Origin of the sequence: Burkholderia ubonensis, assembly GCF_001718695.1 — a bacterium.
In the GTDB taxonomy this organism is placed as follows: domain Bacteria; phylum Pseudomonadota; class Gammaproteobacteria; order Burkholderiales; family Burkholderiaceae; genus Burkholderia; species Burkholderia ubonensis_B.
The window spans coordinates 1,528,995-1,550,838 of the sequence record NZ_CP013420.1 but is presented as its reverse complement, the minus strand read 5'-3'; the positions used below and the strand labels follow the sequence as shown (position 1 = coordinate 1,550,838).

At 67.6% G+C, this 21,844-nt stretch carries 16 protein-coding genes, 1 other RNA gene and 2 pseudogenes; 11 read left to right on the top strand and 8 right to left on the bottom strand.

Annotation, left to right across the window (positions count from 1 at the left end):
- The first annotated feature begins 62 nt into the window (after positions 1-62).
- Complete coding sequence (locus tag WJ35_RS07000) at positions 63-1,712, top strand: FAD-dependent monooxygenase (RefSeq protein WP_069238956.1); 1,650 nt, start codon at positions 63-65, stop codon at positions 1,710-1,712.
- 25 nt (positions 1,713-1,737) lie between these two features.
- Here the strand turns inward: WJ35_RS07000 and WJ35_RS06995 are convergent, their stop codons facing one another.
- The 4 genes and pseudogenes from WJ35_RS06995 to WJ35_RS06980 form a co-directional block, all read right to left on the bottom strand.
- Entirely contained in the window at positions 1,738-1,989 is a 252-nt protein-coding gene (locus tag WJ35_RS06995) for a formate dehydrogenase subunit delta (RefSeq protein ID WP_010091725.1), read from the bottom strand.
- Positions 1,990-1,996: 7 nt separating this feature from the next.
- Positions 1,997-4,949 (bottom strand): annotated as a pseudogene (fdhF, locus tag WJ35_RS06990) (formate dehydrogenase subunit alpha).
- A 17-nt stretch (positions 4,950-4,966) separates the two neighbouring features.
- Entirely contained in the window at positions 4,967-6,544 is a 1,578-nt protein-coding gene (locus tag WJ35_RS06985) for a formate dehydrogenase beta subunit (RefSeq protein ID WP_060231223.1), read from the bottom strand.
- Positions 6,541-7,017: an NAD(P)H-dependent oxidoreductase subunit E gene (locus WJ35_RS06980; protein WP_060231221.1), complete on the bottom strand. Its 477-nt coding sequence runs from the start codon at positions 7,015-7,017 to the stop codon at positions 6,541-6,543. The genes WJ35_RS06985 and WJ35_RS06980 overlap by 4 nt, the downstream gene beginning before the upstream one ends.
- A gap of 131 nt (positions 7,018-7,148) precedes the next feature.
- On the opposite strand from WJ35_RS06980, the gene WJ35_RS06975 reads away from it, so the two are divergent.
- The 3 genes from WJ35_RS06975 (at position 7,149) to WJ35_RS06965 (ending at position 9,254) form a co-directional block, all read left to right on the top strand.
- Positions 7,149-8,252 (top strand): substrate-binding domain-containing protein, encoded by a 1,104-nt coding sequence (locus tag WJ35_RS06975; RefSeq protein ID WP_069238954.1) that lies wholly within the window; start codon positions 7,149-7,151, stop codon positions 8,250-8,252.
- Positions 8,253-8,353: 101 nt separating this feature from the next.
- Entirely contained in the window at positions 8,354-8,623 is a 270-nt protein-coding gene (locus tag WJ35_RS06970; protein WP_069238953.1) for a hypothetical protein, read from the top strand.
- Between the two features lie 277 nt (positions 8,624-8,900).
- Complete coding sequence (locus WJ35_RS06965) at positions 8,901-9,254, top strand: DUF4148 domain-containing protein (protein ID WP_010091731.1); 354 nt, start codon at positions 8,901-8,903, stop codon at positions 9,252-9,254.
- 539 nt (positions 9,255-9,793) lie between these two features.
- Here the strand turns inward: WJ35_RS06965 and ssrA are convergent.
- The 4 genes and pseudogenes from ssrA to ompA form a co-directional block, all read right to left on the bottom strand.
- Positions 9,794-10,163: a transfer-messenger RNA gene (ssrA, locus tag WJ35_RS06960) on the bottom strand.
- 17 nt (positions 10,164-10,180) lie between these two features.
- Positions 10,181-10,898, bottom strand: a pseudogene (gene gph / locus WJ35_RS06955) (phosphoglycolate phosphatase).
- Between the two features lie 16 nt (positions 10,899-10,914).
- Positions 10,915-11,613: a bifunctional 2-polyprenyl-6-hydroxyphenol methylase/3-demethylubiquinol 3-O-methyltransferase UbiG gene (gene ubiG, locus WJ35_RS06950; protein WP_010091733.1), complete on the bottom strand. Its 699-nt coding sequence runs from the start codon at positions 11,611-11,613 to the stop codon at positions 10,915-10,917.
- A 154-nt stretch (positions 11,614-11,767) separates the two neighbouring features.
- Positions 11,768-12,439 (bottom strand): outer membrane protein OmpA, encoded by a 672-nt coding sequence (gene ompA / locus WJ35_RS06945; RefSeq protein ID WP_010091734.1) that lies wholly within the window; start codon positions 12,437-12,439, stop codon positions 11,768-11,770.
- A gap of 537 nt (positions 12,440-12,976) precedes the next feature.
- Here ompA and gyrA point away from each other — a divergent pair.
- From gyrA to cmk, 7 genes are all read left to right on the top strand, one after another.
- The gene (gene gyrA / locus WJ35_RS06940) at positions 12,977-15,580 is read left to right on the top strand and encodes a DNA gyrase subunit A (protein ID WP_029226461.1); all 2,604 of its coding nucleotides are present in this window, start codon (positions 12,977-12,979) and stop codon (positions 15,578-15,580) included.
- A gap of 102 nt (positions 15,581-15,682) precedes the next feature.
- Positions 15,683-16,279 (top strand): DUF2059 domain-containing protein, encoded by a 597-nt coding sequence (locus WJ35_RS06935; protein WP_060231254.1) that lies wholly within the window; start codon positions 15,683-15,685, stop codon positions 16,277-16,279.
- A 159-nt stretch (positions 16,280-16,438) separates the two neighbouring features.
- Positions 16,439-17,521, top strand: coding sequence for a 3-phosphoserine/phosphohydroxythreonine transaminase (gene serC, locus WJ35_RS06930; protein WP_060231215.1), 1,083 nt, complete (start codon positions 16,439-16,441; stop codon positions 17,519-17,521).
- Positions 17,522-17,556: 35 nt separating this feature from the next.
- Positions 17,557-18,639, top strand: coding sequence for a prephenate dehydratase (pheA, locus tag WJ35_RS06925; protein WP_060231252.1), 1,083 nt, complete (start codon positions 17,557-17,559; stop codon positions 18,637-18,639).
- A gap of 183 nt (positions 18,640-18,822) precedes the next feature.
- Positions 18,823-19,776: a prephenate dehydrogenase gene (locus tag WJ35_RS32045; protein ID WP_060231214.1), complete on the top strand. Its 954-nt coding sequence runs from the start codon at positions 18,823-18,825 to the stop codon at positions 19,774-19,776.
- A gap of 12 nt (positions 19,777-19,788) precedes the next feature.
- Positions 19,789-21,093 carry a 3-phosphoshikimate 1-carboxyvinyltransferase gene (gene aroA, locus WJ35_RS32040; protein ID WP_060231212.1) on the top strand — a complete coding sequence of 435 codons (1,305 nt, stop codon included), beginning with the start codon at positions 19,789-19,791 and terminating at the stop codon, positions 21,091-21,093.
- 13 nt (positions 21,094-21,106) lie between these two features.
- Entirely contained in the window at positions 21,107-21,793 is a 687-nt protein-coding gene (cmk, locus tag WJ35_RS06910; protein WP_060231210.1) for a (d)CMP kinase, read from the top strand.
- Positions 21,794-21,844 lie beyond the last annotated feature (51 nt).

Below are 21,844 nucleotides of genomic sequence, written 5' to 3'. Positions count from 1 at the left end.
GCATATGGTCCCGTCGGGCGGAGCGGCGTAGACTTGCAGGGTCGCGTGTCATCGAGGTTCTCATGGTCGACGAACTGCTCGATATCCCACCCGTGCTGGTCGTCGGCGCGGGGCCGACCGGCCTTGCCGCCGCGATGAGCCTTGCCCGGGCGCGCGTGCCGGTGCGCGTGATCGACCAGGCGGCGGAGCCGTCGCCGTATTCGCGCGCGATCGGCATCCAGGCGCGCACGCTCGAATTGCTGGAGCAGCATCGCGTGGTCGAACCGTTTCTCGCGAGCGGGCATCGCGCGCACGCGGCGGCGCTGCACGCGGACGGCCGCGTGATCGCCCGGCTCGATTTCGATCCGCTGCAGACGCGCTATCCGTATCTGCTGTTTCTCGACCAGAGCGTCACGGAGCGGTTGCTCGCCGAGCATCTCGAAAGCCTCGGCGTCGCGGTCGAGCGCGGCCTCACGCTCGTCGCGTGCGAGGCGGACGGCACGTCGCTCGACGTGACGCTGCGCGGCGCCGACGGCCGCGAAGCGCGCTGCGCGCCGTCGTACCTGATCGCCGCCGACGGCGCGCACAGCACGGTGCGGCATCTGCTCGGCGTGGGCTTTGCCGGCCGGCCGTTCGAGCAGACGTTCCTGCTCGCCGATCTCGCGGCGATTCCCGACTGGCCGGACGACGAGATTCATCTGTTCACGACGGCGGAAGGCATTGCGGGCCTGTTTCCGATGGGCGACGGCCGCTACCGGCTGGTCGCGGACCGGCCGCGGGAGAACGGGGCGCTGTCCGACGAGCGCGGGCCGTCGCTTGCACAATGCCAGGAGATCGTCCGTGCGCGCATGGGGACGCCGATCGTCCTGAGCGACCTGACGTGGTCGTCCTATTTCCACCTGCACAGCAGGATGGTCGAGCGCTTGCGGCACGGGCGCGTGTTCTTCGCGGGCGACGCCGCGCACGTCCATAGCCCGGCCGGCGCGCAGGGCATGAACACCGGCATCCAGGAGGCGTTCAACCTCGGCTGGAAGCTCGCGCGGGTGCTGGGCGCGGGGGCGCCGGAGCGGCTGCTCGACACGTATCACGCGGAGCGCCATCCGATCGAGCGCGACGTGTTGCGGCAGACGAGCTTCCTGACGCAGATCGTCGAGGCCGATCGCGGGCCGATGAAGCTGTTGCGCGATCACGTCGTGCCGCTGCTGGCGTCGTTCGGGCCGATGCGCGACGCGGTGCGGCGCACGGTCAGCGAACTGGGAGTGCAGTACCGCAAGAGCCCGCTCACGCTCGAGCGCGTGCTCGACGGCGGCCCGCGCGCGGGCGAGCGGGCGCCCGATGCGCTCGTGCACGTGATCGACGGGCCGCTCGGGCAGGCGCCGGGCGTCGCGCGGCTGTTCGACCTGCACGAGCCGACGGGCTTCACGCTGCTGCTGCTCGAGGAGCCGCCCCAGGAGGGCGGGGCGGGCGCGCCGCCGCCCGCTGCCGAGGCCGCGCAAGCGCTTGCGCAGTCGCTCGAACGGATCATGCCGGGCGCGGTGCGCGTGTGGCGCGTCGCCGATACCGAAGGCGACGGCGCAGCGGGGCTGGCTGACGCCTACGGCAGGTCGCGTCCGTCGTTCTACCTGGTGCGGCCCGACGGCTATATCGCGGCGCGCGGCCGGCTCGCGTCCGACACGAACGCGCTGCTGCGCCACTGTGAAAGCTGGTTCGCCGGCGCATCGCTGCCCGCGTAGCGGCGGCGATGCGCCGGCCAGGCGTTCAGACGGGCGCGGCGGCGGGCGCCAGCGTGTCGCGATAGGCGGCAATCGCCTCGCGGACGATCGGCGCGGCGCGCTGCGCCGCGTCGCCGGCCGGATCGTCGAACGCCGCCAGCAGCGCGCGGCGCATCCGCGGTTCCCAGAAGCGCCGGATGTGGTCGGCGATGCCGGCCAGTGCTTCGTCGCGATCCGGCATCGACGCGAAGAATTCGCCGATCTGGTTGGCCATGTCGATCAGGTGTCCGGTGTTCATGGCGTCCTCACTTGCCGGTCGTCGCGGCCGCGGGCGAGGCCGCGCGGCGTTCGAGCAGGTCGAGCTGCTCGGCGTTGAAGCGCGCGTACGCGCGCTGCCAGTCGGACGGCTGCGCGACCGGCATCACCTGTACCGCCGTCACCTTGTACTCGGGGCAGTTCGTCGCCCAGTCCGAGCTGTCGGTCGTGATCACGTTCGCGCCCGATTCGGGGAAGTGGAACGTCGTGTACACGACGCCCGGCTGCATGCGCTCGGTCACGAGCGCGCGCAGCACGGTCTGGCCCGCGCGCGACTCGATGCCGACCCAGTCGCCGTTCCGGATCCCGCGGTCCTGCGCGTCGTGCGGATGAATCTCGAGCCGGTCCTCCTTGTGCCACTGCACGTTGTCGGTGCGGCGCGTCTGCGCGCCGACGTTGTATTGCGACAGGATGCGGCCCGTCGTCAGGATCAGCGGGTAGCGCTGCGTGACCTTTTCCGGCGTCGGAATGAACTGCGTGATCACGAACCTGCCCTTGCCGCGCACGAACGCATCCGTGTGCATCGTCGGCGTGCCTTCCGGCGCATGCTCGTTGCATGGCCACTGGATGCTGCCGAGCGCGTCGAGCTTCGCGTACGACACGCCCGAGAAGGTCGGCGTGAGCCGCGCGATCTCGTCCATGATCTCCGAAGGATGCGCGTAGTCCATCTCGTAGCCGAGCGCGCGGGAGAGCATCAGCGTCACTTCCCAGTCCGCGTAGCCGGCGAGCGGGGGCATCACCTTGCGCACCCGCGAGATGCGGCGCTCCGCGTTCGTGAACGTGCCGTCCTTCTCGAGGAACGACGAACCGGGCAGGAATACGTGCGCATACTTCGCCGTCTCGTTCAGGAAGATGTCCTGGACGACGATGCACTCCATCGACGACAGCGCGGCCGCGACGTGCTGGGTGTTCGGGTCCGACTGCACGATGTCCTCGCCCTGGCAGTACAGCCCCTTGAAGCTGCCGTCGAGCGCCGCATCGAACATGTTCGGGATGCGCAGCCCCGGCTCCGGCTGCAGCTTGGCCGCCCACGCGTCCTCGAACAGCGCGCGCACGCCGGCGTCGCCGATATGCCGGTAGCCGGGCAGCTCGTGCGGGAACGAGCCCATGTCGCACGAGCCCTGCACGTTGTTCTGGCCGCGCAGCGGATTGACGCCGACGCCTTCGCGGCCGATGTTGCCGGTCGCCATCGCGAGGTTCGCGATGCCCATCACCATCGTCGAGCCTTGCGCGTGCTCGGTCACGCCGAGCCCGTAGTAGATCGCGGCATTGCCGCCCGTCGCATACAGCCGCGCGGCGGCGCGCACCTGCTCGGCCGGCACGCCGGTCACGTCCGCGGTCGCTTCCGGCGAATTCTCGGCGCGCGAAACGAACTCGCGCCACTGCTCGAACGCGCGCGTCTCGCAGCGTTCGGCGACGAAGGCCGTGTCGACGAGCCCTTCGGTGACGATCACGTGCGCGAGCGCATTGACGATCGCGACGTTGGTGCCGGGGCGCAGCTGCAGGTGATGCGACGCCTTCACGTGCGGGCCGTCGACCACGTCGATGCGGCGCGGATCGACGACGATCAGCTTCGCGCCTTCGCGCACGCGGCGCTTCAGGCGCGAGCCGAACACGGGGTGGCCGTCGGTCGGGTTCGCGCCGATCACGACGATCACGTCGGCCTTGGCGACCGACGCGAAGGTCTGCGTGCCGGCCGATTCGCCGAGCGTCGTCTTCAGGCCGTAGCCGGTCGGCGAGTGGCACACGCGTGCGCAGGTGTCGACGTTGTTGTTGCCGAACGCGGCGCGCACGAGCTTCTGCACGAGATAGGTTTCCTCGTTCGTGCAGCGCGACGACGTGATGCCGCCGATCGAGTCGCGGCCGTACTTCGCCTGCAGCTTGCGGAACTGCGTGGCGGCATAGGTGAGCGCCTCTTCCCAGCTCACTTCGCGCCACGGGGCGGTGATCCTCTCGCGGATCATCGGTTTCGTGATGCGATCCTTGTGCGTCGCATAGCCCCACGCGAAGCGTCCCTTCACGCACGCGTGGCCTTCGTTCGCGAGGCCGTTCTTGTGCGGCGTCATCCGCACGACCTGCGTGCCTTTCATCTCCGCCTTGAACGAGCAGCCGACGCCGCAATACGCGCAGGTCGTCACGATCGCGTGCTCCGGCTGGCCGAGCTGCACGACCGACTTCTCCTGCAGCGTCGCGGTCGGGCACGCGGCCACGCACGCGCCGCACGACACGCATTCCGAATCCATGAACGCTTCGCTTTCGCCCGCGGCGACGCGCGATTCGAAGCCGCGCGCTGCGATCGTCAGCGCGAACGTGCCCTGCGTTTCCTCGCAGGCGCGCACGCAGCGGTTGCAGACGATGCACTTGGACGGGTCGTACGTGAAGTACGGATTCGACTCGTCCTTTTGATCGCGCAGATGGTTCGCGCCGTCAAAGCCGTAGCGCACCTCGCGCAGCCCGACGACGCCCGCCATGTCCTGCAGTTCGCAGTCGCCGTTGGCGGGGCAGGTGAGGCAGTCGAGCGGGTGGTCGGAGATGTACAGCTCCATCACGTTGCGGCGCAGCGCCTGCAGCCGGTCGGACTGCGTGCGCACCTTCATGCCGGCTTCGGCGGGCGTCGTGCACGACGCCGGATAGCCGCGCCGGCCTTCGATCTCGACGAGGCACAGCCGGCACGAGCCGAACGGTTCGAGCGAGTCGGTCGCGCACAGCTTCGGCACGTTCACGCCGGCTTCGATCGCCGCGCGCATCACCGACGTGCCGGCCGGCACCGTGACCGGCTGGCCGTCGATCTCGAGCGTGACGTCGGTATCGGCGTAACGCTGCGGCGTGCCGTAGTCGGTGTCGTCGAACGGGTCGCGCGCGCGCGCCTGCGCGGCGCTCTTGCACGCGCACTGGCCCGAGCCGCAGCCGCCTTGTCTTGGAATTGAGCGCATCGAGGGACATGCAATGCTCCTTCTGGGTCAGGCCGCGGCCTTGGCCGGGCCCGGCGCGGCATCCTTGCCGGCGGCGAGCCCGAAATCTTCGGGGAAATGGTCGAGCGCGGACAGCACCGGGTACGGCGTCATCCCGCCCATCGCGCAGAGCGAGCCGGCGAGCATCGTGTCGCACAGGTCGCGCAGCAGCGTGACCTGGCGCTCCGACGTGTCGCCCCGGCGGATGCGCGCGATCGTCTCGACGCCGCGCGTGGAGCCGATCCGGCACGGCGTGCATTTGCCGCACGATTCGATCGCGCAGAATTTCATTGCGTACTCGGCGAGCTCGGCGAGGTTCGACGTGTCGTCGTGCAGCACGATGCCGCCGTGGCCGACCACCGCGCCGATCGCCGTGTACGCCTCGTAATCGAGCGGCACGTCCCATTGGTGCTCGGGCAGGTAGGTGCCGAGCGGGCCGCCGACCTGCGCGGCGCGCGCGGACCGGCCGCTGGCGGTGCCGCCGCCGAAATCGAACAGCAGCTCGCGCAGCGTGACGCCGAACGCGAGTTCGACGAGGCCGCCGTGCCGGATGTTGCCGGCGAGCTGGAACGGCAGCGTGCCGCGCGAGCGGCCCATCCCGAAGTCGCGATAGAACGCGGCGCCGCGCGCGAAGATCACCGGTGCGGTCGCGAGCGTGATCACGTTGTTGATCACGGTCGGCTGGCCGAACAGCCCGGCGAGCGCCGGCAGCGGCGGCTTCGCGCGCACGACGCCGCGCTTGCCCTCGAGCGATTCGAGCAGCGCGGTTTCCTCGCCGCATACGTACGAGCCTGCGCCTTTCGCGACGTGCAGCTCGAACGCGTGCGCGGAGCCGAGCACGCTCGCGCCGAGCCAGCCGGCGTCGCGCGCGCGCGCGATCGCGGCTTCGAGTGTCGCGATCGCGTGCGGATATTCGCTGCGCACGTAGATGTAGCCGATCGTCGCGCCGGTCGCGATGCCCGCGATGATCATCCCTTCGATCAGGCAGTACGGATCGCTTTCCATGATCAGGCGATCGGAGAACGTGCCCGAGTCGCCTTCGTCCGCATTGCAGACGATGTATTTCTGATTCGCGCTCGCGTGCCGCACCGTGCGCCATTTGATGCCGGCCGGAAACGCCGCGCCGCCGCGTCCGCGCAGGCCCGACTCGATCAGCGCGTCGCACGCGGCGTCGCCGTCGAGCGCGAGCGCGTTCTTCAGGCCGGCGAGGCCGTCGTGCCGCAGGTAGTCGTCGATCGACAGCGGGTCGGTCAGGCCGATGCGCGCGAACGTGAGGCGCTGCTGGCGCGCGAGATACGGCAGCGCGTCGACGAGGCCGACGCCGCTCGGGTGCGCGCCGCCGTCGAGCCAGTTGGCGTCGAACAGGGCGGGTATGTCCGCGGCCGACAGGTTCGCATAGCCGACGCGGCCGGCCGCCGTGCCGACCTCGACGAGCGGTTCGAGCCACAGCAGGCCGCGCGTGCCGTTGCGCACGAGGTCGATCGCGACGCCGCGCCGTTCGGCTTCCGCGACGATCGCGGCGGCGAGCGCGTCGGCGCCGAGGGCGAGCGCGGACGAATCGCGCGGCACATAGATGCGGGTCGTCATGCCGCCTCCTGAGCGTGGGCGACGGCGTCGGCGAGCAGCGCGTCGAATTTCTCCGGGGTGACCCTCGCGTGCAGCACGCCGTTGACCATCATCGACGGCGATTGCGCGCAGAGCCCCAGGCAGTAGACGGATTCGAGCGCGACGGCGCCCGCGTGCGACGCGTCGAACGTGCAGCCGGTGCGCGCTTGCGCGTGCGCCGCGAGCGCTTCGCAGCCCATGCTGCGGCATGCTTCGGCGCGGCACATCTGGATCGTCACGCGCGCCGGCGGCTCGGTGCGGAAATGGTGGTAATACGTGAGGACGCCGTGCACTTCCGAGCGCGACAGGTTCAGCGCCTTCGCGAGCGGCGCGATGCAACCGGGCGGCACGTAGCCCGCTTCGTCCTGGATCGCGTGCAGCACGGCGACGAGCGGCCGGCCGCCGTGCGCATGCCGCGCGACGAGTGCGTCGGGCGCTTCGGAAATCGGGGACATCTGTTATGCTCCTCCAAAGTCTCATATGCGCCGGTGATTCATATACTGCGCATGCTGACTTCGTTCTGTTGGATTTGGGTCAACGATAAGCGGAACATTGAGTGGTCGCAATAGGAAGTCAGGGTGCATAAATGATTCGAGTCGAATGCGACGCAAATCTGATCGTGCGCGACAGCGAGGGGCGCAAGGCGAGCCTGTCGGACGTCGCGCCGCTGCTGGAGCTCGTCGCCGGGACGGGCAGCATCGCGCAGGCGGCGCAGGCCAAGGGGTTGTCGTACCGGCATGCATGGGGGTTGCTGCGCGCGCTGGAGGCCTGCGTCGGCGGCGCGCTGATCGAAACCGCGCGAGGCAAGGGCTCGGTGCTGTCCGAGCTCGGGCAGGCGGTCGTCGACGCACAGCGCCTCGCACGCAGCCGTCTCGACGGGAACCTGCGCGCGCTGGCCGCCGAAGTCGCGAGCGACCTGAACCGGCGGCTCGCGCAGCGCGACGGCGGCGTGCGGATCCACGCGTCGCACGGTTATGCGGTTGCGGCGCTCGTCTCTGCCCTGGTCGACGCGCATGCGGCGGTCGACATCAAGTATCGCGAGAGCGTCGAGGCCGTGCAGGCGCTCGCGCGCGGTGAATGCGAGCTGGCGGGGTTCCATCTGCCGCGTGGCGAGTTTCGCGAACAATGCGCGCAGATCTACCGCCCCTGGCTCGATGACGCACGCCACGTGCTGATCCACCTGACGCGGCGCAAGCAAGGGTTGTTCTTGCCGCGCGGCAACCCGAAGCAGGTGCGCGGCCTGTCCGACCTCGCGCGCGACGACATCCGCTTCGTCAACCGCCAGCCGGGCTCGGGCACGCGCATGCTGCTGGATCTCGCGTTGCGCCGGATCGGTGTCGATCCCGAACGCATCAACGGCTATGCGTCGGCCGAGCTGACCCATTCGGCGATCGCCGCGTTCGTCGCCAGCGGGATGGCCGATCTCGGCTTCGGCGTCGAGCCGGCCGCGCATCATTTCGGTCTCGATTTCATTCCGGTCGTCGACGAGGATTACTACTTCGCTTGCGAGCGCGAAGGGCTCGACGAGCGGCCGCTCGACGGCGTGCTGGCGCTGCTGCGCGATGCGCGCTACGTCGAGCGGGTCGCGCGTCTCGACGGCTACGATCCGGCCGCGTGCGGCACGCTGATCGGCGTTGCGGCGGGGCTCGACGGGGACGCTGCCACCGTGCCGGGCGGCAACGGAAGGTAATGCACGCGCGTGCGGCGCGCGCTGCAGCAGCAGGGGATTTGCGCTACGCTTGCCGCTCGATCAACGTTCCAACAAGCACGCCAGCCAGGCGTCGTCACGCCATGAAACTTTCCCTTCCCCTCGCCGCGGCAGCGTTGACCGCGGGGGTGCTGATCGCCGCTTCGCCGCTCACGTTCGCGCAGAATTCGCCCGGCGTGCCCGGCGGCATCCTGAGCGACCAGTTCCGGTTGAATGAACATCCGCAGATGCCGTTTGCGGCGTCGGCGCCGTCGAAGAAATATCAGAGCGGCAAGAAGTCCGCGCTGCGCCGCAAGGGCGACCTGGGCGATCCGAACGGCTGCAACCTGAAGTGCCCGATGGATACGCAGTAACCACCGCTTCCCGATCGCAGCGCGCGTAAGCACAATCGCCGCGCAGCGCGCCGGTCTGCCGAGCCCCGCGAAGCCTGCCGCTTCGCGGGGCTCGCGTTTATCCGGCGCACTCGGACGGTGCCAGTGCACCGGTGGACTATAGGGTTAACCCGTAATCCTGAAAGAATGTCTTCCCGAAACCTGCCTTATTCTTAAGCAACTGCCTACATAAACTTCAGGTGTCAGCGATGAACGAGGCGTTCATCGCGAAAACGGACAAATCTGGAGGTAGGTCATCATGAAATCGCTCGTTCAAGCCGTCGTCGTTGCTGCAGCCCTCGTTGCCCCGGTCGTGTCGTTCGCGCAGCCGGGTTCGCAGATCACCCGCGCGCAGGTGCGCGCCGAACTGGTTCAGCTCCAGCAGGCTGGCTACAACTCGGCACGCGGTGAAGATCCGCATTACCCGGAAGCGATCCAGGCCGCGACCGCGCGCGTCGCCGAGCAGCAGCGCAATGCCGTCGCGCAGGCGCAAGGCGTCGATGCCAGCGGTTACGGCGCGCAAGCGCAGGGCGCATCGGCGTCCGGTTCGCGCGCAGCGGGCGTGCGTCCGGCCACTGCCGACGAAATGAACTTGCTGTATCGCGGCAGCTAAGCTGCGCACTGCCCGACGAAAGCGCGGGCCGGGAGCGACGAGGTGTCGTGCTCCCGGCCCGCGCCGTCGGGCAGACGCCGTTCGGCGCGGTCGATCGCCGCGCGAGCGGCTGCGGACGTCCGTCACCTCCTGCCGCCGGCGTACCGGCGGTATTCTGCCCAGCCCGTCCGGGGCTGGGCGCTTTTTCAAATGGCGCGTGACGTATCGTTCGTTGGCAACAAGCAACCCCGCAGACGCGTGTCGTGCGGGGTTTTGTTCGTCTGGACGGGAAGTTTGCGGGGCGCTGCGGGCTGGCTGTACTAGGGCAGCTGTGTTTCAACGCGGGCCGCGATCGGGCAGAGCGCCTTCCCGCATTGGAAGAGTTCGAGACACATCCGGCAGGACAGGGGCACGACACGGAAATCGCCGCGCGGCGAAATTTCGCTCCGCACGTGTGATTGTGGGCGCTCGGACCAGCCGAACGGCAATAAAAAACCCGCGAAGCGTGACGCTGTCGCGGGTTTTTCCTGGCAACGCGCCGAACTGCGTTGCCGTGTATTTGGTGGAGGCGGCGGGAATCGAACCCGCGTCCAGAAGCGCTCCACGACCAGTTCTACATGTTTAGTTCTGTCATTTGATTTAACCGCAGCGACGCGGACGAACACGCTGCACTACGGCGATTCGCTAAGTTTTCGACCCGGGCGTCGCGACGCCGCCAAGGCTTAACTGACGTAAATGACCTCTGGCGGTATTGCTACCGGTCTTGCGACGCTAGCCCGTCAGTGAACTAGGCAGAGGACGGCGGCCCTTAGGCTGCCAGTGCGAACGTATCGTCGTTTGCAGTTACGTTTTTCCCATTGATTAACGAGGTGACGGGTCCTCGACATGCCCTAGCCGCTTCACAACCCCTGTCGAAACCAGGTCGCCCCCGCGGATAAGATTCAACATTATAGCCCAACATCGCGCAGCAGCTCGCGTAATTGCTGCGTCGTTTCGACAAGGTGCTGCGCTTGCCAGTCTCCCGGCGCGGCGCCGTCGCCGCAATAGCCGTAGGCGGCCGCGACGGTCGCCATGCCCGCCGCGCTGCCGGCCTGGATGTCGCGCAGGTCGTCGCCGACGTAGACGATGCGTTCGGGCGAGATCGTCAGCTGCCCGGCCGCATGCAGCAACGGGGCAGGGTGCGGCTTCGCGTGCGGCGTCGTGTCGCCCCCGACGACGCACGCCGCGCGCGGGCCGAGGCCGAGCAGGCCGACGAGCGGTTCGGTCAGGCGCATCGCCTTGTTCGTGACGATGCCCCAGCGCACGCCGCGCGCGTCGAGCTCGTCGAGCAGGCGTGTCGATGCCGGGGAACAGCGTCGTGTGCACGCAAAGGTCGGTTGCGTAGTTGGCCAGGAACTCGTCGCGCATCGCGTCGTAGTCGGCCGATTGCGGGGTGATGCCGAACGCACCGCCGAGCAGGCCGCGCGCGCCGGCGGACGCCAGCGGCCGCAGCGTGTCGAGCGGGGTCTCGGTCAGCCCGCGCGCGCGCTGCATCTTGTTGACGGCGGCCGCGAGATCGGGCGCGGTATCCGCGAGCGTGCCGTCGAGATCGAACAGCACCGCGTCGCAGCGCTGCAGGCCCGATTCGTCAGGCGCGGCCCGCGTGGGCGAGAGGGAAGTCGTCATACCGGTCGAATCGTTGTCACGCGCCGCGACGGCACGCGACGAGGTAATTGATGTCGGTGTCGTTCGACAGCGCGAAGCGCTTGCCGAGCGGATGATACGTGATGCCCTTGATCTCCACGACGTGCAGATCGGTGGCGCGCACGAAGCCGGCCAGTTCCGACGGACGGATGAAACGTGCGTAGTCGTGCGTGCCCTTCGGCAGCATCTGTGCGATGTACTCGGCGCCGATCACCGCGAACAGGTAGGACTTCAGGTTGCGGTTCAGCGTCGAGAAGAACACCCAGCCGCCCGGCTTGACGAGCGTCGCGCAGGCCGCGACGACATTGGCCGGCGACGGCACGTGCTCGAGCATTTCCATGCACGTGACCACGTCGTAGGTGCCGGGCTCGCGCTCCGCGATCGCTTCGGCCGCGATTGCCTCGTAGTCGACCGTCACGCCGCTCTCGAGGCTGTGCAGGTCGGCGACGCCAAGCGCTTCGGTGGACAGGTCGATGCCTTTCACCTGTGCGCCAAGCCCCGCCATTGATTCGGACAGGATGCCGCCGCCGCAACCGATGTCGAGCACGCGCTTGCCGGCCAGATGGGCGTGCGCGTCGATCCAGCCGAGCCGGACCGGGTTCAGGTCGTGCAGCGGCTTGAATTCGGCATTCGGATCCCACCACCGATGGGCGAGGTCGCTGAATTTCTGGAGTTCGTGCGGATCGGCGTTGGTCATGTCGGCAAACGGGCCTACGGGAGGAGGGCGATGCATCGCTGCATCAAGCCCCGAGTATATAAGCGGGCGAACGGCGAGGCCAGCGAGCGCCCCGGCAGGCGTCAATGAAAAAGCCCCGCCGAGGCGGGGCTTTGAGGCAGTCGAGGACCGCGGCTTACTGTGCCGGAACGGTCGTCTTCTGCACTTCTTGCGTACCGACCACTTCGACTTCCACGCGGCGGTCCGGTGCGAGGCAGGCGATCAGCTGCTTGCGGTTCTTCTGGTTGCAGCCGGTCGTGACCGGGTTGCGCTTGCCCTTGCCTTCCGTGTAGATCTTGTTGGCCGGGATGCCCTTGCTGACCAGGTACGACTTCACGGCTTGTGCACGGCGCAGCGACAGACGGTCGTTGTACTTGTCCGAACCGATGCGGTCGGTGTAGCCCGTTGCGACGACCACTTCCGTGTTCATGCCCTGGATCTTGCCAGCCAGGTCGTCCAGCTTCTGCTTGCCCAGCGGCTTCAGCGTTGCCTTGTCGAAGTCGAACAGTGCGTCAGCCTGATACGTGATCTTCTGGCTCGAGATTGCCGGAGCTGCCGGTGCGACCGGGGTCGGTGCGGCTGCCTGGGCGACCAGTGCGCCATCGCACTTCGCGTTGGCGGTGGCCGGCGTCCAGAATGCATCGCGCCAGCAAAGCTCGTTCGTGCCGTTCATCCAGACGTATTCGCCGGTACCGTTCACCCAGTTGTCATTCACGGCTTGTCGCGATGCCGGCACCGATTGTGCCGATGCGGATGCAGCCATAACTGCGGTAGCTGCAATGAACGCGAGCTTTGAAAGTTTATTCATATTTCTCCTCTCGAAATTGAGATTACCGCAGGTTTACTGCGAGCCTGTTGACGGTGACAAGTCATACATTGCTCGAAGTATAACATTGGTGCGGCACAAAAAACGCGGCGCCGCTCTGTGTAGACTTCGAGCAGCGTCTAACTTTCAGTGCGTTGGCATTTTGCCATATCGTTCCCTTCCCACGAAAAAAAATCCTCCCCACCCCAACATCGCCTCTCCGTTTGTGGCGCATGCGCAACACCGCCCTGCCGCAACTTTTAGAGATTGTCAAGAGTGGAGCGGGGAAATTGCGGGAAACGACGCCTATGTTTACCCGCTGCCGCGACGCCACGTCGCAGGACTCGCCCGCGCACCAAAGGAGGGCGCGATTGCGGCCGGGGCGGGCATCGCACCGCAGCTCCGATTTTTGCTGTTTACATATAGTTGGGGGTCGCGAATTGGCTGCGGATGGGCGCATGTTAGAATCTCGCGTTGCGTTGCGCATGCAGCGCTCATGCGAAAGGCGTTCCCGTCTTCGCTCCGAAAAGATACGGATACATGGATCAATTCGCCAAAGAGACCCTGCCCACCTCCCTCGAGGAGGAAATGCGCCGTTCGTATCTCGATTACGCGATGAGCGTGATCGTCGGACGTGCCCTTCCGGATGTCCGCGATGGCCTGAAGCCCGTGCACCGGCGCGTCCTGTTCGCGATGCACGAACTGAACAACGACTGGAACCGGGCCTACAAGAAGTCGGCGCGTATCGTCGGCGACGTGATCGGTAAGTACCACCCTCACGGCGACAGCGCGGTCTACGAAACGATCGTGCGGATGGCGCAGGATTTCTCGCTGCGCTACATGCTGGTCGACGGGCAAGGCAACTTCGGCTCGATCGACGGCGACAACGCCGCCGCGATGCGTTACACCGAAATTCGCATGGCGAAGATCGGTCACGAGCTGCTTGCCGACATCGACAAGGAAACCGTCGATTTCGGCCCGAACTACGACGGCAGCGAGATGCAGCCGCTGATCCTGCCGTCGCGGATCCCGAACCTGCTGATCAACGGCTCGTCGGGCATCGCGGTCGGCATGGCGACCAACATCCCGCCGCACAACCTGAACGAAGTCGTCGACGCGTGCCAGCACCTGCTGCACAACCCTGAAGCGACGATCGACGAGCTGATCGAGATCATCCCGGCGCCGGACTTCCCGACGGCGGGCATCATCTACGGCGTCGCCGGCGTGCGCGACGGCTATCGCACCGGCCGCGGGCGTGTCGTGATGCGCGCGGCCACGCACTTCGAGGAGATCGACCGCGGCCAGCGGATGGCGATCATCGTCGACGAGCTGCCGTACCAGGTCAACAAGCGCTCGCTGCTCGAGCGCATCGCCGAGCTCGTCAACGAGAAGAAGCTCGAGGGCATCTCCGACATCCGCGACGAGTCCGACAAGAGCGGCATGCGCGTCGTGATCGAGCTCAAGCGCGGCGAAGTGCCGGAAGTGGTGCTGAACAACCTGTACAAGGCGACCCAGCTGCAGGACACCTTCGGCATGAACATGGTCGCGCTGGTCGACGGCCAGCCGAAGCTGCTCAACCTGAAGGAAATCCTTCAGTGCTTCCTCGCGCATCGCCGCGAAGTGCTCACGCGCCGGACGGTCTACGAACTGCGCAAGGCGCGCGAACGCGGCCACGTGCTCGAAGGCCTCGCGGTTGCGCTCGCGAACATCGACGAGTTCATTGCGATCATCAAGGCCGCGCCGACGCCGCCGATCGCGAAGCAGGAGCTGATGGCCAAGGCGTGGGATTCGTCGCTGGTGCGCGAGATGCTCACCCGCGCCGAGACCGAGAACGCCACGGCAGGCGGCCGCGACGCGTATCGTCCGGAGGGGCTGAACCCGGCGTTCGGCATGCAGGGCGACGGCCTGTACAGGTTGTCCGACACGCAGGCCCAGGAAATCCTGCAGATGCGCCTGCAGCGCCTGACCGGCCTCGAGCAGGACAAGATCATCGGTGAATACCGCGACGTGATGGCGCAGATCGCAGACCTGCTGGATATCCTGTCCCGACCCGAGCGGATCACGGTGATGATCGGCGAGGAGCTGACCGCCGTGAAGGCCGAATTCGGCGACGCGCGCCGCTCGAAGATCGAGCTGAACGCGACCGAGCTGAACACCGAAGACCTGATCACCCCGCAGGACATGGTCGTCACGATGTCCCATTCGGGCTACGTGAAGTCGCAGCCGCTGTCCGAGTACCGCGCGCAGAAGCGCGGCGGCCGAGGCAAGCAGGCGACGCAGATGAAGGAAGACGACTGGATCGAGACGCTCTTTATCGCGAACACGCACGACTACATGCTGTGCTTCTCGAACCGCGGCCGCGTGTACTGGGTCAAGGTCTACGAGGTGCCGCAGGGCTCGCGCAATTCGCGCGGCCGCCCGATCGTCAACATGTTCCCGCTGCAGGACGGCGAGAAGATCAACGTCGTGCTGCCGGTCAAGGAATTCTCGGCCGACAAGTTCGTGTTCATGGCGACGTCGCTCGGCACCGTGAAGAAGACGCCGCTCGAGGCGTTCAGCCGCCCGATGAAGAAGGGCATCATCGCGGTCGGCCTCGACGACGGTGATTACCTGATCGGCGCGTCGATCACCGACGGCGCGCACGACGTGATGCTGTTCTCCGACGCCGGCAAGGCGGTGCGCTTCGACGAGAACGACGTGCGTCCGATGGGCCGCGAGGCGCGCGGGGTGCGCGGGATGCAGCTCGAGGACGGCCAGCAGGTCATCGCGATGCTGGTCGCGGGCAGCGAGGAGCAGTCGGTGCTCACCGCGACCGAGAACGGCTACGGCAAGCGCACCCCGATCACCGAGTACACGCGTCACGGCCGCGGCACGAAGGGCATGATCGCGATCCAGACGTCCGAGCGCAACGGCAAGGTGGTCGCCGCGACGCTCGTCGACGCCGAGGACCAGATCATGCTGATCACCACGGCCGGCGTCCTGATTCGCACGCGCGTTTCGGAGATTCGCGAAATGGGGCGCGCCACGCAAGGTGTTACACTCATCAGCCTCGACGAGGGTACGAAGCTCTCCGGCCTGCAGCAGATCGCGGAAGCCGAAGATGGCGACGGCGAGGCCGACGAGGCGTCGGACGGCGAAGCCTGACCAAGGATGTGACTCTCGAGCGGCCGCAGGCAGGCGCGCAACGCGAACAAGCGCGCCGCGTGCGGCGAAGTACCCATTCATATTTCCAAGAAGGGAGTGATGATGCAAAAGCAATTCAAGCGACTGGTCCTGCTGGCTGCACTGGTGCCGACGTTCGCGATGGCGCAATCGCTGTCGAACCCCGCGCCGGCTCCGGCGGCAGCTGCGCCGATCGACGCCGACAAGAAGGCTGCGATCAAGGACCTGCTCGACGCGATCGACGCGCCGAAGCTCGTGTCGGCAATCGGCAACAGCGCTGAAATGCAGGCGAAGCAACTGGTGCCGGCGATCCTGTCGGACGCGCTGTCGGAAAACAAGACGCTGAACGACAAGCAGAAGCAGGCTGCGGTCCCGACGCTGCAGAAGAACGCGGTGCCGAAGCTGGTCGACGGCGCGGGCAAGGTGTTCTCGACGCAGGCGTTCAACAACGACGCGATGCAGGCTCAGTACGACGCGTACGCGAAGTACTACAGCACGTCGGAGATCAAGGACCTGACGACGTTCTACAAGAGCACGACGGGCCGCAAGTTCATCCAGGTGCAGGATCAGGTCGGCCGCGACGTGGTCAACGGCCTGATGCAGAAGTACATGCCGCAAGCGATCCAGGCGACGCGCGCGCAGGCTGACAAGGAAGTTTCCGCAGTCAAGCCGGGCAAGTAAGCCGTCGCGGTCCGCCCCCGGCCGCGCGGCCGGGTTTGGCGGGAGCCTGACGACAGTGCGATAATGGCCGTTTGCGCGTGAGCGCAAGCGGCCATTCCTTTTCTGGCGCGGTTCCTTTGCCGGCGGCGAGCCGGCCGCGTCCCTCCCGAGGTTTTCACGATGCGCGTCTTTAATTTCTCCGCCGGCCCCGCGGCGATGCCCGAGGAAGTGCTGCGGCAAGCCGCCGACGAAATGCTCGACTGGCATGGCAGCGGCATGAGCGTGATGGAGATGAGCCATCGCGGCAAGGAATTCATGTCGATCCACGAAACGGCGCTCGCCGACCTGCGCGAGCTGCTCGACGTGCCGGCGAGCCACCGGATCCTGTTCCTGCAGGGCGGCGGCATCGCGGAAAACGCCGTCGTGCCGATGAACCTGCTCGGGTCGCGCAAGACGGCCGATTTCGTGGTGACGGGCTCGTGGTCGCAAAAGTCGTTCAGCGAGGCGAAGAAGTACGGCACGCCGCATCTCGCCGCGACCGGCAAGACCGACGCCGGCTACACGCGCGCGCCGGCCCGTGCCGAATGGCAGCTGTCGGACGATCCCGCCTACGTGCACCTGTGCACGAACGAGACGATCGACGGCGTCGAGACGTTCGAGATTCCGGATCTCGGCGACGTGCCGCTCGTCGCGGACGTGTCGTCGCACATCCTGTCGCGCCCGATGGACGTCGCGAAGTACGGCGTGCTGTTCGGCGGCGCGCAGAAGAACATCGGGATGGCGGGCGTCACGCTCGTGATCGTTCGCGAGGACCTGCTCGATCGCGCGCTGTCGATCTGTCCGTCCGCATTCGAATGGAAGACGGTCGCCGCGAACAACTCGCTGTACAACACGCCGCCGACCTACGCGATCTACATCGCGGGCCTCGTGTTCCAGTGGCTGAAGCGGCAGGGCGGCCTGAAGGCGATCGAGGCCCGCAACATCGAGAAGGCGAAGCTGCTCTACGACACGATCGACGCGAGCAGCTTCTATTTGAACAAGGTCGAGCCGGCGGCGCGTTCGCGGATGAACGTGCCCTTTTTCCTGGCCGACGAAACGCGCAACGAAGACTTCCTTGCCGGCGCAAAGGCGCGCGGGCTGCTGCAGCTGAAGGGCCACAAGTCCGTCGGCGGCATGCGGGCGTCGATCTACAACGCGGTGCCGCTCGAGGGCGTGAAGGCGCTCGTCGAGTATATGAAGGATTTCGAGCAGCACCGCGCCTGACGGCGCCGGTGCTGGTCAACAGCACGGCAAAACGCATGGACGACGAACTGAATTCCCGCCTGAAACCGCTGCGCGACCGCATCGATGCGATCGATGCGCAGCTGATCGAGCTCCTGAACCAGCGCGCCGCGGTGGCGCTCGAGGTAGGCGAGGTCAAGAAGCACTTCAACGCGCCGGTGTTCCGGCCGGAACGCGAGCTGCAGGTGATCAACCGCCTGCAGGACATGAGCGCGGGGCCGCTTGCGAGCGAGCACATCAGCGCGATCTGGCGCGAGATCATGGCCGCGAGCCGCGCGCTCGAGCAGACGATCCACGTCGCGTTCCTCGGGCCGGTCGGCACGTACAGCGAACAGGCGATGTTCGAGTATTTCGGCCAGTCGATCGAAGGACTGCCGTGCCCGTCGATCGACGAGGTGTTCCGCTCGGTCGAGGCGGGCGCCGCGGCGTTCGGCGTCGCGCCGGTCGAGAATTCGACCGAGGGCGCGGTGTCGCGCACGCTCGACCTGCTGCTGCAGACGCAGCTGCTGATCAGCGGTGAACTCGCGCTGCCGATCCACCACAACCTGCTCACGCAGAACGGCACGCTCGACGGCGTGAAGCGCGTGTGCGCGCACGCGCAGGCGCTGGCCCAGTGCCAGCAATGGCTGTCGGCGAACGCGCCGCAACTCGAGCGGCAGGCGGTCGCGAGCAATGCCGAGGCGGCGCGCCTCGCGGCGGCCGATCCGACGGTTGCAGCGATTGCCGGCGACCGCGCGGCCGCGCATTACGGCCTGCAGATCGCGTTCTCGCTGATCCAGGACGATCCGCACAACCGCACCCGTTTCGTGATCGTCGGCAAGCAGCCGGCGGGGCCGAGCGGCCACGACCAGACCTCGCTGATCGTGTCGGTGAAGAACGAGCCGGGCGCGGTGTTCAAGCTGCTCGAGCCGCTCGCGCGGCACGGCGTGTCGATGACCCGCTTCGAGTCGCGCCCGGCGCGCGTCGGCACGTGGGAGTACTACTTCTACATCGACATCGAAGGGCACCGGGACGACGCGTCGGTCACGGCCGCGCTCTCGGAACTCGGCCGGAAGGCCGCGTTCCTGAAGATTCTCGGTTCGTATCCGCGCGCGCGCTGACGCGGCGCGCGTCGCGGTCGTGCCGGCGCGCATCGCGCCGGAGTGGGCAAGGCAGGCCGGTCGGCGCTGCCGAAGGCGGGGCGGAGGACGACGTTCGGCGCATCGCGCCGGCCGCCGGTCCGCCCGGAATCTGGACTCTCGCGTAGCGCGGCATCGGCCGCCACGCGCAACTTGGCTCTTGTCGTGTCAGGCTTTGCATTCAACAAACTGGTCATCTTCGGCGTCGGCCTGATCGGCGGATCGCTGGCCCGTGCGCTGCGCGAGCGCGCGCCGGGCGGCGCGGGCGAGATCGTCGGCGTCGGTCGCTCGCCGGCGTCGGTCGAGCGGGCGGTGTCGCTCGGCGTGATCGATCGCGCCGCGGCGCTCGACGACGATGCGCAATTGCGCGACGCGCTCGCCGGCGCCGATCTGGTGCTGCTGGCCGCGCCGGTCGCGCAGACGGGCCCGCTGCTCGCGCGCATCGCGCCGTGGCTCGACGATGCGACGATCGTCACCGACGCGGGCAGCACCAAATCGGACGTGGTGGCCGCCGCGCGCGACGCGCTCGGTGCGCGCCTCGCGCAGTTCGTGCCCGGGCATCCGATCGCCGGGCGGGAATCGAGCGGCGTCGAGGCGGCGCTGCCGGACCTGTACGTCGGCCGCAACGTCGTGCTGTGCCCGCTGCCGGAAAATCCGGCGGCGTCGGTCGCGCGGATCGACGCGATGTGGCGAGCGACCGGCGCCGACGTGCGGACGATGAGCGCGCAGCAGCACGATCGCGTGTTCGCGTCGGTGAGCCATCTGCCGCACGTGCTGTCGTTCGCGCTCGTCGAGCAGATCCTCGGCGAGGCGGACGCGGAACTGAAATTCTCGTATGCGGCGGGCGGGTTCCGCGATTTCACGCGCATCGCCGCATCGAGCCCCGAAATGTGGCGCGACATCTGCGTCGCGAACCGCGCCGCGCTGCTCGACGAGCTCGACGGCTACACGCGCGTGCTCGAACGGCTGCGGGCCGCGATCGACGCCGGCGACGGCGCGGCGCTCGAAACCGTGTTCGCGCGTTCGCGCGCCGCGCGCTCGGCGTGGCAGGAGCGCGGCGGCAAGCACGCGCCCGGCGAGCCGGCCCCCGGACAGCCAGCCCAAACGATCAGGAAATAACAGGAAGCTCCCATGGAATATCTCGATCTCGGCCCGTACTCCAGCGCATCGGGCACCGTGCGCCTGCCCGGCTCGAAGAGCATCTCGAATCGCGTGCTGCTGCTCGCGGCGCTCGCCGAAAGCGAAACGACGATCACCAATCTGCTCGATTCCGACGACACGCGCGTGATGCTCGATGCGCTCGGCAAGCTCGGCGTACGGCTCGCGCGCGACGGCGACACCTGCGTCGTCACCGGCACGCGCGGCGCGTTTACCGCGAGGACGGCCGACCTGTTCCTCGGCAACGCGGGCACTGCGGTGCGGCCGCTCACGGCGGCGCTGGCGGTCAACGGCGGCGACTATCGCGTGCACGGCGTGCCGCGCATGCACGAGCGGCCGATCGGCGATCTCGTCGACGGCCTGCGGCAGATCGGCGCGCAGATCGACTACGAGCAGAACGAAGGCTTCCCGCCGCTGCGCATCAAACCGGCGTCGATCAAGGTCGACGCGCCGATCGTCGTGCGCGGCGACGTGTCGAGCCAGTTCCTGACCGCGCTGCTGATGACGCTGCCGCTCGTGAAGGCGCCGGACGGCCGGATCGTCGTCGAGGTCGACGGCGAACTGATCTCGAAGCCGTACATCGAGATCACGATCAAGCTGATGGCGCGCTTCGGCGTGAGCGTCGAGCGCGACGGCTGGCAGCGCTTCGTCGTGCCGGCCGGCGTCCGCTACAAGTCGCCGGGACGGATCATGGTCGAGGGCGACGCGTCGTCGGCGTCGTACTTCCTCGCGGCCGGCGTGCTCGGCGGCGGCCCGCTGCGCGTCGAGGGCGTGGGGCGCGCGAGCATCCAGGGCGATGTCGGTTTCGCCAATGCGCTGATGCAGATGGGCGCGAACGTGACGATGGGCGACGACTGGATCGAGGTGCGCGGCATCGGCCACGACCACGGCAAGCTCGAAGCGATCGACATGGATTTCAACCTGATTCCCGACGCGGCGATGACGATCGCGGTCGCGGCGCTGTTCGCCGACGGCCCGAGCACGCTGCGCAACATCGCGAGCTGGCGCGTGAAGGAGACGGATCGCATCGCGGCGATGGCGACCGAGCTGCGCAAGGTCGGCGCGACCGTCGAGGAAGGGCCGGACTACCTGGTCGTCACGCCGCCGGAAAAGCTCACGCCGAACGCGGCGATCGACACGTACGACGATCACCGGATGGCGATGTGCTTCTCGCTCGTGAGCCTGGGCGGCGTGCCGGTGCGCATCAACGATCCGAAGTGCGTCGGCAAGACGTTCCCCGACTATTTCGACCGCTTCACCGCGCTCGCGAAAGCCTGACCCCGTACTTCCGATGAAATCCAACCGACCCTTTCACCCGACCCCGGTCATCACGATCGACGGCCCGACCGCTTCCGGCAAGGGCACCGTCGCGGCGCTCGTCGCCGCCCACCTCGGCTTTCACCTGCTCGACAGCGGCGCGCTGTACCGTCTCGCCGCGCTGGCGAGCATGCGCTACGACATCGCGGCCGAGGACGTCGACGCGCTCGTGAAACTGATCGACGATCTTCATATCACGTTCCGCGAAGGCTGCGCGCAGCTCGACGGCGCGGACGTGTCGAACGACATTCGCGCGGAAGCGGTCGGCAATCGCGCGTCCGCGATTGCCGTGCACGCGCCGGTGCGCACCGCACTCGTTGCCCGCCAGCGCGCGTTCCGCAAGACGCCGGGCCTCGTCGCGGACGGCCGCGACATGGGCACGGTGATCTTCCCGGACGCCGTGCTGAAGGTGTTCCTGACGGCCAGCGTGGAGGCGCGCGCGGCCAGACGGCATAAGCAATTGATGCAAAAAGGTTTTTCTGCTAATATTGATGACTTGCTCCGGGATCTCCGTGAGCGCGACGCGCGCGACAGCAATCGCGCGGCCGCGCCGCTGAAGCCCGCGGCAGATGCCAAGCTGCTCGATACGTCGGCGCTTTCGATCGACCAGGCGGTCGATCAGGTGCTGCAGTGGTACCGGGCGCTCGGCCAGCCCGCCTGAAAGGGCGGGTGTGCGGCAGTAGGTGCTCCGCGCGTGAGCGTGGAGCGTGTG